The organism is Caballeronia novacaledonica (assembly GCF_900258035.1).
GTDB classification, from domain to species: domain Bacteria; phylum Pseudomonadota; class Gammaproteobacteria; order Burkholderiales; family Burkholderiaceae; genus Caballeronia; species Caballeronia novacaledonica.
The window spans coordinates 329,637-346,866 of record NZ_OGTP01000001.1 but is presented as its reverse complement, the minus strand read 5'-3'; the positions used below and the strand labels follow the sequence as shown (position 1 = coordinate 346,866).

General features: G+C 65.7%; 12 protein-coding genes. 11 read left to right on the top strand and 1 reads right to left on the bottom strand.

Going from position 1 to position 17,230, the window contains the following annotated elements; all coding sequences use genetic code 11:
- Nucleotides 1-18 precede the first annotated feature (18 nt).
- The 3 genes from NOV72_RS01565 to NOV72_RS01555 all read left to right on the top strand — a co-directional run bounded on the left by NOV72_RS01565 (nt 19) and on the right by NOV72_RS01555 (nt 2,873).
- Nucleotides 19-1,290, top strand: a complete 1,272-nt coding sequence (locus NOV72_RS01565; protein ID WP_106853223.1) for an ABC transporter permease — start codon at nt 19-21, stop codon at nt 1,288-1,290.
- A 3-nt stretch (nt 1,291-1,293) separates the two neighbouring features.
- Nucleotides 1,294-2,130: an ABC transporter permease gene (locus NOV72_RS01560; RefSeq protein ID WP_106852815.1), complete on the top strand. Its 837-nt coding sequence runs from the start codon at nt 1,294-1,296 to the stop codon at nt 2,128-2,130.
- Between the two features lie 275 nt (nt 2,131-2,405).
- Nucleotides 2,406-2,873, top strand: coding sequence for a DUF3331 domain-containing protein (locus NOV72_RS01555; protein ID WP_245932851.1), 468 nt, complete (start codon nt 2,406-2,408; stop codon nt 2,871-2,873).
- A 37-nt stretch (nt 2,874-2,910) separates the two neighbouring features.
- Here the strand turns inward: NOV72_RS01555 and NOV72_RS01550 are convergent, their stop codons facing one another.
- Nucleotides 2,911-3,525, bottom strand: a complete 615-nt coding sequence (locus tag NOV72_RS01550) for an NAD(P)-dependent oxidoreductase (RefSeq protein ID WP_106852813.1) — start codon at nt 3,523-3,525, stop codon at nt 2,911-2,913.
- Nucleotides 3,526-3,965: 440 nt separating this feature from the next.
- Here NOV72_RS01550 and NOV72_RS01545 point away from each other — a divergent pair, with 440 nt between their 5' ends.
- From NOV72_RS01545 to NOV72_RS01510, 8 genes are all read left to right on the top strand, one after another.
- Nucleotides 3,966-4,163 (top strand): hypothetical protein, encoded by a 198-nt coding sequence (locus tag NOV72_RS01545; RefSeq protein ID WP_106852812.1) that lies wholly within the window; start codon nt 3,966-3,968, stop codon nt 4,161-4,163.
- 541 nt (nt 4,164-4,704) lie between these two features.
- Nucleotides 4,705-5,160, top strand: coding sequence for a cellulose biosynthesis protein BcsD (gene bcsD, locus NOV72_RS01540; protein ID WP_106853222.1), 456 nt, complete (start codon nt 4,705-4,707; stop codon nt 5,158-5,160).
- A gap of 122 nt (nt 5,161-5,282) precedes the next feature.
- A complete protein-coding gene (gene bcsP / locus NOV72_RS01535) occupies nt 5,283-6,029 on the top strand; it encodes a cellulose biosynthesis protein BcsP (RefSeq protein ID WP_106852811.1) in 747 nt (248 codons plus the stop codon).
- Nucleotides 6,026-6,814, top strand: a complete 789-nt coding sequence (gene bcsQ / locus NOV72_RS01530; protein ID WP_106852810.1) for a cellulose biosynthesis protein BcsQ — start codon at nt 6,026-6,028, stop codon at nt 6,812-6,814. The genes bcsP and bcsQ overlap by 4 nt, the downstream gene beginning before the upstream one ends.
- Nucleotides 6,811-9,027, top strand: a complete 2,217-nt coding sequence (bcsA, locus tag NOV72_RS01525; RefSeq protein WP_106852809.1) for a UDP-forming cellulose synthase catalytic subunit — start codon at nt 6,811-6,813, stop codon at nt 9,025-9,027. Before bcsQ ends, bcsA begins: the two co-directional genes overlap by 4 nt.
- Entirely contained in the window at nt 9,027-11,516 is a 2,490-nt protein-coding gene (bcsB, locus tag NOV72_RS01520; RefSeq protein WP_106852808.1) for a cellulose biosynthesis cyclic di-GMP-binding regulatory protein BcsB, read from the top strand. The genes bcsA and bcsB overlap by 1 nt, the downstream gene beginning before the upstream one ends.
- A 1-nt stretch (nt 11,517) precedes the next feature.
- The gene (bcsZ, locus tag NOV72_RS01515; protein ID WP_106852807.1) at nt 11,518-12,660 is read left to right on the top strand and encodes a cellulose synthase complex periplasmic endoglucanase BcsZ; all 1,143 of its coding nucleotides are present in this window, start codon (nt 11,518-11,520) and stop codon (nt 12,658-12,660) included.
- Complete coding sequence (locus tag NOV72_RS01510) at nt 12,654-17,204, top strand: cellulose synthase subunit BcsC-related outer membrane protein (RefSeq protein ID WP_106852806.1); 4,551 nt, start codon at nt 12,654-12,656, stop codon at nt 17,202-17,204. Before bcsZ ends, NOV72_RS01510 begins: the two co-directional genes overlap by 7 nt.
- Nucleotides 17,205-17,230 lie beyond the last annotated feature (26 nt).

Here is a 17,230-nt window from a genome sequence, read left to right as displayed (position 1 = left end):
AAAGAAGGAGACTCAAGCGTGAACACCATGACGATCCCCGCGGATGAATCGCGCGAATCGAGCGCGCGTCTGAAGCGCGAACTGAAGATCGCCGATGCGAAAAAGCGCGCCATGGCGCTCATGCTCATCGCGCCGCTCGCCATTTTTCTGTTTCTGATTTTCGTGGTGCCGATCGGCGCGCTGCTCACGCGTGCGATCGAAAATCCCGAAGTCGCAAACGCGCTGCCGCACACCGGCGCGGCGCTCGCGAAATGGGACCGCAAGGCGCCGCCATCGGACGAAGCTTACGCAGCGCTTGCGCAAGACCTCACCGCGATCTCCGACGGCGACTCGATGGGCGCGCTCGCGCGGCGCCTGAACACCGAAATTCCGGGCTACCGCTCGCTCGTCGCGAAAACCACTCGCGCGATGCCGCTCACCGGCGACGACGGCAAGCCGCTGCCCGCCGCGCAGATCAAGGCGAAGATTCTCGACATCGACGACCGCTGGAACGACCCCGCCTATTGGCAGGCGATCGCGAAGAACGCGGGCCGCTATTCGCCGTTCTACGTCCTCGCGTCGCTGGATCACAAGCAGGACGGCTTCGGCAATATCGTTCACGCGGATCCGGATCAATCGATCTATCTCAACGTCTTCAGCCGCACTTTCGTGATCGGCTTCGGCGTGACGTTGTTCGCGCTGCTGCTCGGCTATCCGCTCGCCTACTGGATTTCGACGCTGCCCGAACGCCGCGCCAATCTCGTGATGGTGCTCGTGCTGATTCCGTTCTGGACGTCGGTGCTGGTGCGCGTCGCCGCGTGGATCGTGCTGCTGCAAAGCGAAGGGCTCGTGAACAAGGCGCTGCTCGGCAGCGGGCTGATCGGCTCGCCGCTCGCGCTGCTCTTCAACCGCGTGGGCGTCTATATCTCGATGACGCACATTCTCCTGCCCTTCATGATCCTGCCGCTCTACAGCGTGATGAAGTCCGTGCCGCCGACCTATCAGCGCGCGGCCGTTTCGCTCGGCAGTCATCCGTTCGCCGCGTTCTGGCGCGTGTATGTGCCGCAGACTTATCCGGGCATCGGCGCGGGCGTGCTGCTCGTGTTCATTCTCGCGATCGGTTACTACATCACGCCGGCGCTGCTCGGCGGGCCGAACGATCAGATGGTCAGCTATTACATCGCCTATTTCACGAACGTGACGATCAACTGGGGCATGGCGTGCGCGCTCGGCGCGCTGCTGCTCGCCGCGACGCTGCTGCTCTACGTGGTCTACGGCCGCTTCACCCGCTCAAACGTGAGCCTGGGGTAAAGAATGAAACTCGCCAAACCGATGTTCGCGCCGCACACGTCCGCCATCGAACGCGTCTGGTATTTCGCGTTGCGCATCATCTGCGTGCTGACGCTGCTCTATCTGATCTTGCCGGTGCTCGCCATCGTGCCGCTGTCGTTTTCGTCGAGCACGTTCCTGGTCTACCCGATTCCCGGCTGGTCGATGCGCTGGTATCACAACCTCGTCATGTCCGACGAGTGGCGCATGGCCGCGAAGAACAGCTTCATCGTCGCGCCTTCCGCGACGCTCGTCGCGACGATCCTGGGCACGCTCGCGGCGGTCGGCCTCACGAAGGCGAATTTTCTCGGCAAGAGCGTGCTCATGGCCGTGCTCATTTCGCCGATGATCGTGCCGGTGATCGTCGTGGGCGTCGGCATGTATCTGTTTTTCGCGCCGCTTGGCATCGCCAATACGTATTTCGGGCTGATTCTGGCGCACGCGGCGCTCGGCGTGCCGTTCGTCGTGACGACCGTCGGCGCGACGCTGCAGAATTTCAACTACAACCTCGTCCGCGCGAGTCAGTCGCTCGGCGCAAGTCCGCTAAAGACGTTCTTCCGCGTGACGCTGCCGGTGATCGCGCCGGGCGTGATTTCGGGCGCGCTGTTCGCGTTCGCCACGTCCTTCGACGAAGTCGTAGTCACGCTCTTTCTCGCCGGCGCCGATCAGACGACGCTGCCACGGCAGATGTTCACCGGCATCCGCGAAAACATCAGTCCGACGATCGCCGCGCTCGCGACGATCCTCATCGTGTTTTCGACGAGTTTGTTGCTTGCGCTTGAATGGTTGCGTGGACGTGCGGCGGCGCGCGCGGTGGCCTGACGAGCACGCCGGCGCGTTTTGCCGGACAATTCGCGGAAATCTCGAACAAATCCATCGTGAAACTGGGTGATTGTGGCCGATAGCGCCGTCAGCGTCGGTCCGCAAGCTGCCTTACGAATCGCCTGAACGCCCGCCAGTCAAGGCGCTACGCAGGTTCTCCACGCTCCTCGCCCGATTATTCGTAAGAGCGGGATAGTGTATTCACTGATGCAGTATTTATCGGAATATGCTTAATGACGTACGTTCTAGGTCGAGTCAAAGCCTGGAACAATGCCATGACAGCTTTTACGAAAAGAGCGGACCCGTGGTCACAGACGGTTCACCTGCTCGAAGCGATGCCCACGGACATCGCTCGCACAGCTCCATCCCAGAAATCCGCGCGCGCGGAGAGCGCGTTTCTCGACCGTCTGACGCGCGACTGGAATCGCACGCACCCGCATCATTCGAATGACCGGTTGCCGTTCCCGCAGGCGATCGTCCGCGTGATCGAGCGTCCGAGCAGCGCGACGGCGCTCGTGTACTGGTCCGATCCCGGCACCTGCCATTACGGTTATCAGGGCTGGCGCGCCACCACGGCGACGGCCGAAGGCGTGTGCTCGCTATCGGGAATGCCGGTTCATCGCGGCGATCAGGTCTATCGGCCGTCGCAGCGCGATCCGAAGCCGCAGAATGCGGCGGCGATGATCCTCGCCGCCGCGATGCCCAAAAACGCCGAGGAAATGGAAGTCGATCTGGAAAGCTGACGCGAAAGCGGCGGCATGCGCCGCCGCACGCGTTCGCTCAATAGCCGACCGTGATGCGCTGCCGGATATGCGCGCCGCGCTCGAATTCGTCGAAGAAGGCGATTGCGTAGTCGTCGAAGGAAATCCAGCTCCGGCCGGTACTGTCGACGAGCAATTCATCCACGCCCAGGCGGAATTTTTGCGTGCGCGGACCGGGCACGAACTCCGCCGACGGCGAAACGAAAGTCCAGTCGACATCGCGTTCGCGACGCAGCGCATCGAGAAAAGCCGCGCCTGCCGTGGCTTCGGGCTTGTACGCGTCGGGGAAACCCGGCAAATCGAGCACGCGCTGGCCAGGCGCCGCATACAGGCTGCCGGCACCGCCGACGACCAGCAGTCGCCGCACGCCGACGCGCCTCATCGGCTCGACGATCGCGCTTTCCGGAACCGTCGCGAAGCGCGTTGCGCTGAACACCGCGTCGTGTCCGGCGAGCGAGGATGCCAGCGCGTCCGCATCCAGCACATCGACGTCCTCGGCGCGCACGCCCTCCCGCTTTTCGAGCGCGGAAGCGTGGCGCGCGATTGCGGTGACCGTGTGCCCGCGCCGCAACGCTTCCTCCAGCAAACGGCTGCCGACATTGCCCGTCGCTCCGATAATCGCGATTTTGCTCATGCCACGTCCTCCTTTCCTTTCATGGCGTCGCACCGGCGTCGTCGAAACAGCCGGTTCATGTTAAAGGGAAATAAACCGTCGCACCGCCGCCGCTTTCGAGAGCGCGCATTTCTACATCAGACGAAAACGGAGAATCAATTAGCGCACGGTCATTTGTAAAAGCATACGTAATAGACATATGATCATGCAATTTTCGGGCCGATTCCAGTCTCGATCCGCAATATCGACACATCACTGTCATAATCAAACTGCGCTTTCGGACGCGCACGCTGCCGTTACACTAGAGGCCCCGCACTCTCTCTAAACGCAACATTGCGGCGATTACCGGCGCGCCGCGCGCAGCGGTTTCAGAGCGAGTTCCCAAATCGAAGTCGCCAAAATGTCATGACATTGGTTTATATTGCAGTTCCTCGCCGCTCCATTACCGGAAGGAGTTAATCGTGAAGAATCCGCAATTGCAGGGTGCCATCGAAGGACGCGACAATCCGGCAGGCGAAACCGCCTACGAATCGATTCCGGTTCGCGCAGTCCAAAAGGAGTCCGCCGACGAACCCGGCTACTCCGATTCGCTGGACATCCCGCTCAATTACGGCATTGTGATGGACGCAGTCAGAGACGCAGTGCGCGCGAATCCCTGAACGTTCCAGTTTCCATGCAAGGCGCCCCACTCGGGGCGCTTTTTTTTCGACCTCGCCCGTCGCTCGAAGCAAAAAGTCTTCTGCCGGACGGCAAGTAATTACTGCTACTTTAGTACGACCAATCAAACGTTTGCCGAGTGACAAGATCATACGATTCCGCCGGAAGTCAATCGGTGCGAATCAGAGACAACACGTCGATTCATCGCATTAACGAGATGGTACACTGCCGCCTCCGCCGCGCCGGGCGGCCCGCACCGGGATTTCGCGACAGGCGCGCGCGTGTCGAACCTTCGTCCATCCCCGTGGGCGCCGAACCTCCGAATTGGGTCGTTCGCCACGTCCTGTTCACCCGATCCAACGCGAAATTCCGCTGATAGTCTTTCCACTGGCGAAAACAATCGCATTGAAGTAAGTTCAGACGTGTAATAGCGCCTGGACAAACGTCCGGATCAATGCTCGCGGGTTAAAGGGATGGCCGGCGAGGACGTAAACAAGAATGTTCAACCACGCGCTGTGGCTCGCGCCCTGCCGAACCCAAAACATGGCCGCTATTTTCAATTACCTGTTGGACAGCCAGATTTCCCGGCAATGGCGTGGCCTGCTGGCCGCCCTTGCGGACGAATTCGAAGCGCAGATCGGCCGTAACGAACTGCGTCAGTTGATGCATCGCGTGGGCAGCCGCTTCGCCGAGGCCCGGCCGCTGCCGCCCTGCGATTCGACATCGGCGCTCGCCGACGCGCTCAACGCGTTATGGCACGACACCGACTGGGGTTTCGTCGAACTCTCCGACGAACGCGACTATCTGAGCATCGTGCATTACTGCGCGCCGCTGCCCGCCTTCGGCGAAAGCGCGCTCGCGTGGACGCCCGCGTTTCTCGAAGGGGCGTATCAGCAGTGGCTCGCCGCGCTCGGCGCGCAAGGACTGGCGATCCGTCAGGCGAGCGAATTCGGCGACGACGCGGCCATCGAATTCAGGCTCGCGCGCGTCGCGGCCTGAAGCGTTTTTAGCGTTATTCGACCGCCGCCTCGATGCGGCGGCATCGAGCGTTCCGGCGGGCGACTCCAGACGAGCAGCATCGGCCAGGCATCAGGAAACAGGCACGACGAGGAAGCGGCATCATGAATACTTCGCGCGACATCGAGAAGCTGTTCGATCATTTCGGCGGCAATGCAGGCAACTATCAGGAAATCGGCCGGGAGAACGAGGCCACGACGGCGCGCACCCGCTGGCCGCTGCTCGCCACGCTCGACTTCGCACAGCCGGCGATTCCCGAAATCGCGCCGCGCCGCGACGCGCAACTGAACGCCTCGCGCGCACGTTCGAGCGAAACGCCCGACGAGCCGGCCGACAAGCCGACGCCGATTCATCGCGGCAAGCAGCCGCTCTTCACGCGGCCGCATCGCCGCACGATTCCGGCCGTCAATCCGCCCGCTGCGGCGTCGCTGAGCGCGTTGCGCTTTTCGGTGCTCGGCGAAGCGGCGTCGAACGAAACCGGAACGACCGCGGATCCGGCTCCCGCGCCCGCCGCGCCGGCCGAATCGAAGCCCGTGGCGAATGCCGTCGGCACGCAAGCGCCGGCCACGTTCGGCTCGAACTTTCTGGCGCGCCGCACGCCCGCTCAGGCCGTGCCGATACCGCCCGCCGTCAAGACACCTCGCACGCCCGAACCCGCGCCCGCCGCGCCTCAGTCGATTCTCGGCAAGCTCTTCAAGCAGCCGGTGCAAAACGTCCCGGGCGCGCCCGCCGGCTCGCTCGACGCCATGTTCGAGCGCCTGCGCCACGCCCGTTCGCAGGACGACGAATCCACGAACACGCAAGCGGGCGCCGGCCACGCCGCTCACGCAAGCCGTCACTCACGCTCATGAAAGTCATCACGGTAGTTTCCGCGAAGGGCGGCGTCGGCAAGACGACGCTCGCCGCCAATCTCGCTTCGGTGCTCGCCGCGCGCAATCGTCGCGTGATCGTGCTCGATCTCGATCCGCAGAACGCGCTGCGCCTGCATTTCGGCATTCCGCTCGACAGCATCGACGGCATTTCGCGCGCGACGCTCGCAGGCGACCCGTGGCAAACGGTGATGTTCGACGGCGTCGACGGCGTGACCGTGCTGCCCTACGGCGCCGTGATCGAGGACGACCGCCGCCGCTTCGAAGCGCTCGTCGACAGCGATCCCGCGTGGCTCGCCCACTCGCTCCAGTCGCTCGCGCTCGACGCCGGCGACATCGTCATCGTCGATACGCCGCCGGGTTCGTCCGTCTATACGCGCACCGCGCTGACGGCGGCGAACTTCGCGCTGAACGTCGTGCTGGCCGACGCCGCGTCCTACGCCGCGATCCCCGGCATGGAGCGCATGATCGACGCCTACGCCGCGCCGCGCCCGGATTTCGGCGGCCAGGGCTACGTCGTGAATCAGGTCGATCAGTCGCGCCAGTTGGCCAAAGACGTGCTGAAGGTGCTGCGCAACATGCTCGGCACGAAGCTGTTCCCCGGCGTGATCCATCAGGACGAAGGCGTTTCCGAGTCGCTTGCGTGCGACACGACGCTCATTCATTACGATCCGCTTTCGCAAGCCGCCGCCGATCTGCGTGCGTGCGGCGACTGGCTCCTCTCCGCCGTCGACGCGATGGCCGCCTCGTCGAGGAAGCTCGCATGAGTTCCGCCAAGATCCCGTCGCCCGAAACCGAGGTCAGCGTCGCGACCTCGCGCCTCGAACGTTTCGTCGATGCGGGCATCTGGGGCAGCCGCGTCGTCGTGATTCTGCTCACGATCTTCGCCGCGTTCGCGCTGTATTTCGTCGTCACGGTGCCGCTCGCGTTCGGTCAGCAGCTCGCCTTCGCGACGATCTGCTTCGTGTGCGCGCTCGGTTTCCGGCGCCTGCAAGGCCAGTACGCGACGCTCGTGATGATCATGCTGTCGATCGTCGCGTCGGGCCGCTACATGTTCTGGCGTCTCACCGAAACGACTTATTGGGAACGTCCGCTCGACGCCGCGTGGGGCCTCCTGCTGGTCGTGGCCGAAGTTTACGCGTCGCTCGTGCTCCTGCTCGGCTACTTCCAGACCGCGTGGCCCTTGAAGCGCAAGCCGCTGCCGCTGCCCGCCGATCGCAGCCAGTGGCCGACCGTCGACGTCTTCATCCCGACTTACAACGAGCCGCTCTCGGTCGTGAAGCCGACCATTTACGCGGCGCTCGCGCTCGACTATCCGTCCGACAAACTCGCCATCCACGTGCTCGACGACGGCCGCCGCCCCGAGTTCAAGACGTTCTGCGAGGAAATCGGCGTCAACTGGACGATCCGCACGCACAACCGGCACGCGAAGGCCGGCAACATCAACGAGGCGCTCAAGATCACGAAGGGCGAATTCCTCGCGATCTTCGACTGCGACCACATTCCGACGCGCTCCTTCCTGCAAATCTGCCTCGGCTGGTTTCTGCGCGACAAGCTGCTGTCGATGTTGCAGACGCCGCACCACTTCTTCTCGCCCGATCCGTTCGAGCGCAATCTCGGCACGTTCCGCAAGGTGCCGAACGAAGGCGAGCTGTTCTACGGCCTCGTGCAGGACGGCAACGATCTCTGGAACGCGACCTTCTTCTGCGGCTCGTGCGCGGTGCTGCGCCGCTCGATGGTGGAAGAGATCGGCGGCATCGCGGTCGAGACGGTGACGGAAGACGCGCACACCGCGCTCAAGCTGCATCGGCTCGGCTATACGACCGCGTATCTCGCGATTCCGCAGGCGGCGGGCCTGGCGACGGAAAGTCTGTCGGGGCATATCGGCCAGCGCATCCGCTGGGCGCGCGGCATGACGCAGATTTTCCGGATCGACAATCCGCTGACCGGCAAGGGCCTCAAGATCGGCCAGCGGCTCTGTTATCTGAACGGCATGCTGCACTTCTTCTATGGCGTGCCGCGTCTCGTGTTCCTGACCGCGCCGCTGTCGTATCTGTTTTTCGGGGCGCACGTGATCGAAGCGGCGGCGAGCACCATCGCGATCTTCGCGCTGCCGCACATGATGCACGCGAGCATCACCAATTCGCGCATGCAGCGCAGCTTCCGCCATTCGTTCTGGGCCGAAGTGTATGAGTCCGTGCTCGCGTCGTACATCACCGCGCCGACGCTGCTCGCGGTCATCAACCCGAAGCTCGGCAAGTTCAACGTGACGGCCAAGGGCGGCCAGATCGCGAAGGATTACTTCGACTGGTACATCTCGCGGCCTTACCTGTTCCTGCTGCTGCTGAACCTGCTCGGCTTCGTCGCGGGCATCGTGCATATCGTCATGTACTGGCACGTTCGCAGCGAAGTGAACACGACCATCCTCAATCTCTGCTGGACGGTCTACAACATGCTGATTCTCGGCGCGTCGGTGGCGGCGGCGAGCGAGCGCAAGCAGGTGCGCGCGACGCATCGCGTGACCATGAAAATGCCGGTGATGCTCAAGTTCTCGACCGGCCGCACGCTCGCGTGCGAGACCATCGATTACTCGGAGGGCGGCGTCGGCGTCGCGCTGCCGAGCAAGATCGAAGTGCCGATGCACGAGCGCGTCACCGTTTCCCTCTTTCGCGGCGACGAGGAATACGCGTTCCCGGCGACCGTCGGTTATACCGAGCCGGGCCGCGTCGGCCTGCGTTTCTCGCAGCTCACGCGCGAGCAGGAATACGACTTCGTCAAGACGACTTTCGCGCGCGCGGATGCCTGGACCGGCTGGTCCGAGGGACGCCGCCCGGATACGCCGCTGCGCGGCCTGTCGCACGTGCTGCTGGTGGGCACGCGCGGCATTGCAGGTTTGTTCGAGCATTTGTACAGCGACCTTCGTACCTGGATGAACAAGCGCCCAGTCGATGTGAAGAAGCTGAAAACCAAAGACCAATAATGGGCACGGGTATGTCGAAGTTGCGCGTTGAAAAACAAACGGGCGAGCGCGCGCCGCGTTTTTGCGAAAGACCGCTGGGCCGCGCGCTGGCCGCTTTCATGGCCTTGCAGACCGCGTTCGCGGCGCCGTTCGCTTCCATCGCGGCGGCGGCGGAAGCCAATGCGCCGGCGGGCGGCACGCAGCAGGCGACCGGCGTCGGCGCCGTGCCCGCGCCGAGTCCGGCCGTCGTGTACAACGCCGCCGCGATCCAGCAGCCGGCGCTCGCGATGCCCGTTCCCGCGTTTTCCGGCAAGCCCGACAAGCCGCTCACGTCGCGCATCCCGACGACCGCCGATCCCGGCACGCTCGTGCCCGGCGGACGCCGCCAGACGCTGACTTTCGCCGACTACGGCGCGCTCGATCCATTGCAATTGCGCGGCACCGATGGCCAGAACGGCATCGCGTTCTCGGTGCGTGGCGACGAAGTCGTGACCGGCGCGATCCTGCATCTCATCTACAGCTATTCGCCGTCGCTGTTGCCGTCGATCTCGCAACTGAAGGTGCTCATCAACGGCGAAGTGGCCGCGACGCTGCCGGTGCCGCGCGATCAGGCCGGCGTGCTGGTCGCGCGCGACGTGGCGATCGATCCGCGCTTCATCACCGAGTTCAATCACCTCAACGTGCAGTTGATCGGGCACTACACGCAGCAATGCGAAGACCCGTCGAGCTCGACGCTCTGGGCGACCGTCAGCAACGCGAGCTCGCTCGATCTCACGTATGCGTCGATCGCCAACAAGCCCGATCTCGCCGCGCTGCCGCAGCCGTTCTTCGACCGCCGCGACGTGCGCCGCCTCGAACTGCCGTTCGTGTTCGCGGGCAAGCCGAGTCTCGCCGCGCTGGAATCCGCGGGCATGGTCGCGTCGTATTTCGGCTCGCTCGCGGGCTATCGCGGCGCGATCTTCCCGGCGCAGACCGACAACGTGCCGCTGTCGGGCAACGCCGTGGTGTTCGCCGTCGGCGATGCGAAGGTCGCGGGCGTCGATATTCCGCCGGTCTCCGGTCCGACCATCGCGCTCGTCGAACGCGACGCGAACGCGCGTGGCCGCCTCCTGCTCGTGCTCGGCCGCGACGACAACGAACTGAAGCTCGCCGCGAAGGCGCTCGGCGTCGGCCAGAACACGCTGTCCGGCACGAGCGCGACGATCACGCAGTTCAACGACCTGCAGCCGCGCCGCCCGTACGACGCGCCGAACTGGCTGCCGACCGACCGCCCCGTGCGTTTCGGCGAACTCGCGGAAGCGCGCGACCTGACCGCCCACGGCTACGACGCCGACGCCGTGCGCGTGAATCTGCGCGTGCCGCCCGATCTCTTCATGTGGCAGACGAAGGGCGTGCCGATCGACCTCGGCTATCGCTACACGGTGCGCCCGGCGCCGGACCGCTCGTCGCTCAACATCAGCGTGAACAACGGCTTCGTGCAGTCGCTGCGCATTCCGGCGGTATCGACATCGACGTTCGATCTCGGCACGTACTTCAGCCGCGTGATGCCGGACAAGACCGTCGCCGCGCGCCGCGAGATCTACTTGCCGCCGCTGCTCATCACGCCGCGCGCGCAGTTGCGCCTGCACTTCTACTACGACATCCCGAAGACCGGCGAATGCCAGGGCCGCGTGCTGGATAACGTCGTCGGCGCGGTGGATCCGAATTCGACCATCGATCTTTCGGGCTTCCCGCACTATATGGCGTTGCCGGATCTGGCCGCGTTCGCGAACGGCGGCTTCCCGTTCACGCGCCTGGCCGATCTTTCGCAGACGGCGGTCGTGCTGCCGAACGAGCCGAATTCCGCCGACTACAGCCTGTATCTGCTGGAAATGGGCCGCATGGGCGCATCGACGGGCTATCCGGTGACGGGCGTCACCGTGACGAGCGCGAGCGATGTCGACCGTTTCGCCGACAAGGACCTGCTGATCCTCGGCTCGCCGGGCCGTCAGCCGCTGTTGCAGCGCTGGGCCAAACAGATGCCCTTCTCCGGCGACGGCGACGCGCGCACCTTCCAGCTCTCCGATGTCGCGTTCAAGCTCGTCGACTGGTGGCATGGCGAGCAAGGTCCAGAACGCTCGCCCGCGCGGGCGGATCTCTCGCTCGTCAGCGCCAACGGCGACGCGCTCCTGACCGGCTTCGAATCGCCGCTGAAGAGCGGACGCAGCGCGGTGGCGCTCATCAGCGCGGCCGGCCAGTCCGACGCCGACCTGTCCGCCGCCCTGCTCGACAACGATTTGCTGCCGTCGATTCAAGGCGCGATGGCCGTGATCCACGGCCGCACGGTGACGGTGACATCGAACGGCGAGGCGTATTACGTCGGCCATCTTTCGCCGATGCACTACATGCGCTGGGCGCTGTCGTCGCATCCGCTTTTGCTGGTGCTCGGCGGCGTGTTCGCCGCGCTCGTCATCGCCGCCCTGTTCTACCGCGCGCTGCGCTCGATCGCCGCGCGGCGCCTGAGGGACTGATATGCGGGTATCCACCGCCAAGATTTTCGCCGGTGCAGTCATCGCCGCTTCGGCGGCGGGCGCCGAGGCGGCGCAGCAATGCGACTGGCCGGCGTATCGCCTCTTCGTCGAGCGTGTCGTGCAGGCCGATGGCCGCGTCGTAGACCGTTCGACCGAAGCGCAGCAAACCACGTCCGAAGGCCAGTCGTATGCGATGTTTTTCGCGCTCGCCGCGAACGACCGCGCGACGTTCGACCGTCTGCTCAACTGGACGCGCACGAATCTGTCGGCCAGCCAGTTCGATGCGGCCAACCTGCGCCTGCCCGCGTGGCAATGGGGCAAGAAGCCGGACGGCTCGTTCGGCGTGATGGACCCGAACCCGGCCTCCGATTCGGATCTGTGGATCGCCTACGACCTCTTTCAGGCCGGCCGTCTGTGGAAGGAGCCGATGTACACGAAGCTCGCCTATGCGCTCGCGACGCAGATCGTGAAGCAGGAAATCGTCGATCTGCCGGGCCTCGGTCCGATGCTGCTGCCGGGTCCGCAAGGCTTTCGCGTCGGCGATGTCACGCGTCTGAATCCGAGCTATCTGCCGCTGCCGGTGTTGCGCGGCCTCGCGCACGAAATGCCCGACGGTCCGTGGACGAAGCTCGCCCAGAACGCCGCGAAGATGATCAAGGTCACGTCGCCGCGCGGCTACGCGCCGGACTGGGCCGCGTATCAGAACGGCCAGTTCGTCGTCGATCCGAAGAACGGCGATATCGGCAGCTACGACGCGATCCGCGTCTATCTGTGGGCCGGCATGACGCCGATGAGCGATCCGCTCGCGCGCCCGTGGCTCGACGCGCTCGGCGGCATGCGCCAGAGCGTCGCGCAGACGGGTTTCCCGCCGGAGAAGGTATCGACCATCAGCGGCGCGGCGAGCGGCGAAGGTCCGCTGTCGTACTGGGGCGCGCTCGCGCCGTACTTCAAGGCGCTGAACGACGAACGCGGCCTCGGCCTCGCGCGCACGCATCTCGAAGCGCTGGTCGCGCCGCCGGGCGCGGGACGCGAGCCGGTCTACTACGACCGCGTGCTCGGCCTGTTCGGCGGCGGTTTCGTCGACGGGCATTATCGCTTCGATGAAAACGGCCGTCTCGCGCCGAACTGGAGAAGCGCATGCTGATCCAGACGAAGAAACGCGTGATCGCGGCGCTGCTCTGCGCCGCGCCGGCAATCGCGTTCGCGCAGACCGCCGATCCGCTCACGGTGCTCATCGATCAGGGCAAGTACTGGCAGGCGCACAAGCGCGGCGATCTCGCGGAGCAGGCGTGGCAGAAGGTGCTGCGCATCAATCCGAAGCAGCCCGACGCGCTCTTCGGCATGGGCATGGTGCTCGCCGACCGCAAGGACGGCAGCGGCGCGCAGCAGTATCTCGCGCAGTTGCGGCAGGTCGCGCCGAACTATCCGAACATCGACGAACTCGGCCGGCGTCTGGGCGAAACCAGTTCGCGCGATCAGACCGTCAACGACGCGCGGCGTCTCGCGCAGAGCGGACAAAGCGCGTCGGCGGTGCAGGAATACAAACGCGCGATCGAAGGCAAGCCCGCGACGCCCGAGCTTCAGCTCGAGTATTACCAGGCGCTCGCCGCCACGCCGCAAGGCTGGGACGAAGCGCGCCGCGGTCTCGAACAACTGGCGCGCCAGAATCCCGACGATCCGCGCTATCAGCTTGCGTATGCGCAGCATCTGACGTATCGCGACACGACCCGGCGCGACGGCATCGCACGGCTCGCGAAGCTTTCGAGCGACAGTTCCGTCGGCACGGATGCGAAAAAGAGCTGGCGGCAGGCGCTGTTGTGGCTGGGCGCGCGCGCATCGGATGCGCCGCTTTATCAGGCTTATCTGCAAGTTTCGCCGGACGACGCCGCCGTGAAAGCGCGCTTCGATTCGATGGTCCAGCAGGACAAGTCCGCCCGCGAACGCGCGCAGGCCGGCGCCGCCGTCGATGCGCGCGGACGCACCGTCGCGGAAGGTTTCACCGCGCTCGATCGCGGCGATCTCGTGACGGCGCGCGCACGTTTTTCGTCGGTGCTCGCGAGCGATCCGAACGACGCCGACGCGCTCGGCGGCATGGGCGTCGCGGCGCTCAAACAGGAGCGTTTCGCGGAGGCGCGCACGTATCTCGAACGCGCGTCGCGCGCGGGCAATCCGGCACGCTGGAAGGACGCGCTCACGAGCGCGACCTACTGGACCTATACGAGCGACGCGATCGGCGCGCGCAGCAACGGCCAGATCGCGCAGGCCAAGGCGCTTTTCGAGCGCGCCATCGCGATCAATCCGTCCGATGTCACCGCTCAGGTGCTGCTCGGCGAAATGCTGCTCGCAAACGGCGATCCGCGCGGCGCGGAACAGGCGTATCGCATGGCGCTGCGCCGTCAGGCCGACAATCCCGATGCGATTCGCGGGCTCGTCGGCGCGCTGGCCGCGCAAGGTCGCGGCGACGAAGCGCTCGAATTCGCCAATCGGCTGAATACGGAGCAGCAGGCAAAAGCGGGCGGCATCAACAAGCTGCGCGGCGAAGCGCAGGCGGCTCAGGCGCGCGCCGCCGAAGCGCGCGGCGATCTCGGCGCGGCGCGCAGTCTTTTCGAAGACGCGCTGCTCAACAATCCCGACGATCCGTGGCTGCGGCTCGACCTCGCGCGCATCTACGTGCGTCAGGGCGCGGTCGGCAATGCGCGCAGCATGATGGACGGCCTGCTCGCCACGCATCCCGACATGACCGACGCGCTCTACGCGAGCGCGCTGCTCTCCGCCGAAACGCAGGACTGGTCGGCGGGCCTTGCGCAACTCGAGCGCATTCCCGCCGCGCAGCGCACGCCGGCGATGACCGCGTTGCAGCATCGTCTGTGGGTGCAACAGCAAGCCGAACTCGCGACGCGCACCGCCGCCGCGGGCCAGCGCCAGCAGGCTTTCGCGATCCTGCGCCGCGCCGAGCCGGTCGCCGCGGGCAACGCGGAACTGATGGGCGCGGTGGCGTCGGCGTATGTGAAGGCGGGCGATCCGCAACGGGCGCTGTCGCTCGTGCGCGGGGCGATCGCCAATGCGCCGAACGACACCGGCCTGCTGCTGCAATACGCGGGCATTCTGTCGGCGACGCAGCAGGACGCCGAGCTCGGCTCCGTGATGCGCCGCCTTCAGTCGATGCCGTTGACCACGCAGCAGCGTGCGGACTTCAACAATCTGAACGTGGGGATCGTCGTGGCGCGGGCGGATGTCGTGCGCAGGCAAGGCGATCTCGCCGCCGCCTACGACGTGATCTCGCCGTGGCTCGCCGCGATGCCCGACAACGCGGATCTGCAGGCGGCGCTCGGCCGCATGTACACGTCGGCGGGCGACGACCGCAATGCGCTCACCTGCTATCAGAACGCGCTGTCGCGCCGTCCCGAGGACATCGGCCTGCAGACGGCCGCGATGTCCGCCGCGAGCGGCGTGCGCGATTTCAAGCTCGCCGAGACCTACGCGAATCAGGCCTATCAGGCCGCGCCGAACGATCCGGGCGTGCTCGCCGCGATCGGGCGGATGTATCGCGCGCAAGGCAAGCTCGATCTCGCCGCGCAGTTCCTGCAGCGCTCGCTCCTCGCCGCCAACACGCCGGCGCCGGTGGCGCCGGCGCAGGGACGCGGCAATGTTCCGCCGGGCTGGGAAAGCGCGATGAGCCGCATCGGCTCGAATCCGCTGCCCGGCACCAATCCGTTCGAAGGCAAGACGGCCGTCGATACGGCGTCGAATCCGGCGCTCGCTTCGGGCGCGTCTTATCGTCAGGTTCTTCCTCAAAGCTATTCGCAGCCCGTGCCGAACTATCTGCCGCCTCCTCAGCCCGCGCCTTATACGACGCCGTATGTCGCGCCTTCCTCCGCTCCGCCGGCGATGCCCAACGCCGCGCCGCGTTCGGCTTCGAGCGGCGGATACGGCCCGGACATGTACGGCTCGGGGCAATCGGGCGCGCCGTTGCAGCCTTATCCGGGACAGGATGCGGGTTATCAGCAAGCGCCGGCGTATCAGCCGTATCCGCAGCAGCAGGGTTATCCGCAGCAGCAAGGCTATCCGCAGCAGCAGGCGTATCCGCAGCAAGCGCCCTACGCCGCACAGGATCCGTACGCGCAGCCCTGGCCGATGTCGCCCGGCGCGCGCGACGCGCAGTCGAATGCCTACGCCCCGCCGCCCGCAGCCGCGACGACGAAGAAAAAGCAGGCGTCATCGCGCAAGCCGGCGCCGACGCGTCCCGCCGATCCCTACGCCTACGGCGCGCCGCCGCAACAGCCACAACAGCCGCCATACGCGCAGGCGCCGTACGGCCAGCAGCCCTACTACGCGCCGCCGCAACAGTACGCGCAGCAGCCGTATATCCCGCAGCCGCCGGCGGGCTATGCGCAGCCTTACTATCCAACGCAGGCGCAGCCGTCTCAGCGCGCCGCGGCGGCCGCGACGATGAGCGCGGGCGGCGTTCCCGTTCCGGTCGCGAATTCGCAGACCGCGGGCGTCGCGGAAGAACTCGCGCAGATCAATCGCGAGCAGGCGAGCACGATTTCCGGCGGGCTCATCTTCCGCAGCCGCGACGGCGAGGACGGCCTCTCCAACCTGACCGATATCGAAGCGCCCATCGAAGGCCGCATCAAGGCGGGCAACGGGCACGTGATCGTGCGCGCGACGCCCGTCACGCTCGATGCCGGCACCGCGAGCAGCCAGCCCAACACGCTCGCGCGCTTCGGCTCGGGCCTCGGCGCGACCGCCACGCCGCCGACGAACAACTACGGCTCGCAGACGGCGACGGGCGTCGGCCTCTCGGTCGGCTATGAGAATCGCAACTTCAAGGGCGATGTCGGCACGACGCCGCTCGGCTTCCGCGAAACCAATGTCGTCGGCGGATTGCAGTATCAGAACGCGATCAGCGACAAGGTCTCGTACTCGCTCGCCGTCGCCCGCCGCGCCGTCACCGACAGCCTGCTCTCCTACGCGGGCGCGCGCGATCAGGGCGCGGGCCTCGAATGGGGCGGCGTGACATCGACGGGCGCGCGCGCCGACCTCGGCTGGGACGACGGCACGAGCGGCGTCTACCTGAACGCGGCGTATCAGTTCCTCGACGGCAAGCAGGTCGCGACCAACAACGCGGTGAAGGGCGGCGGCGGCATCTACACGCGCATCTTTAAGGATGCGGACCAGATGCTGACCGTCGGCGCGAACACCACGCTGATGCACTACGACAAGAACCTGTCGTACTTCACGTACGGGCAAGGCGGCTACTTCAGCCCGCAGCAGTACGTGATCCTGAATTTCCCGGTCGAATACGCGGGACGCACGGGCCTGTTCACCTACGACCTGAAGGGCTCGATCGGCGTGCAGCACTATCGTCAGGATGCGTCGAACTATTTCCCGACGAACTCGACGTATCAGACGATCGCCGCGAACTCCGGCGCGACGCCGGACGCGGGCGCGGTGTATCCCGGCCAGAGCAAGACAGGCGTGTCGTACTCGCTCGGCGCGACGGGCGAATACCAGCTCGCGCCGCAGCTCGCCTTTGGCGCGACGGCATCGTTCGGCAACGCGTATCAGTATCGCGAGTGGCTCGCCGCCGTCTACGTGCGCTACAGCTTCACGCGTCAGAGCGGCGCGGCGCCGGTGTTTCCGCCGCAGGCGTTCAGCTCGCCGTATCTGTCGCTGTCGAACTGATTCTGTTGCGTGCCCACGCACAACCA

Coding starts and splice junctions, on each gene's coding strand:
- NOV72_RS01560 (WP_106852815.1), top strand. CDS start 1,294: ATGAAACTCGCCAAACCGATGTTCGCGCCGCACACGTCCGCCATCGAA.
- NOV72_RS01555 (WP_245932851.1), top strand. CDS start 2,406: ATGACAGCTTTTACGAAAAGAGCGGACCCGTGGTCACAGACGGTTCAC.
- NOV72_RS01550 (WP_106852813.1), bottom strand. CDS start 3,525: ATGAGCAAAATCGCGATTATCGGAGCGACGGGCAATGTCGGCAGCCGT.
- bcsD (WP_106853222.1), top strand. CDS start 4,705: ATGGCCGCTATTTTCAATTACCTGTTGGACAGCCAGATTTCCCGGCAA.
- bcsP (WP_106852811.1), top strand. CDS start 5,283: ATGAATACTTCGCGCGACATCGAGAAGCTGTTCGATCATTTCGGCGGC.
- bcsQ (WP_106852810.1), top strand. CDS start 6,026: ATGAAAGTCATCACGGTAGTTTCCGCGAAGGGCGGCGTCGGCAAGACG.
- bcsA (WP_106852809.1), top strand. CDS start 6,811: ATGAGTTCCGCCAAGATCCCGTCGCCCGAAACCGAGGTCAGCGTCGCG.
- bcsB (WP_106852808.1), top strand. CDS start 9,027: ATGGGCACGGGTATGTCGAAGTTGCGCGTTGAAAAACAAACGGGCGAG.
- bcsZ (WP_106852807.1), top strand. CDS start 11,518: ATGCGGGTATCCACCGCCAAGATTTTCGCCGGTGCAGTCATCGCCGCT.
- NOV72_RS01510 (WP_106852806.1), top strand. CDS start 12,654: ATGCTGATCCAGACGAAGAAACGCGTGATCGCGGCGCTGCTCTGCGCC.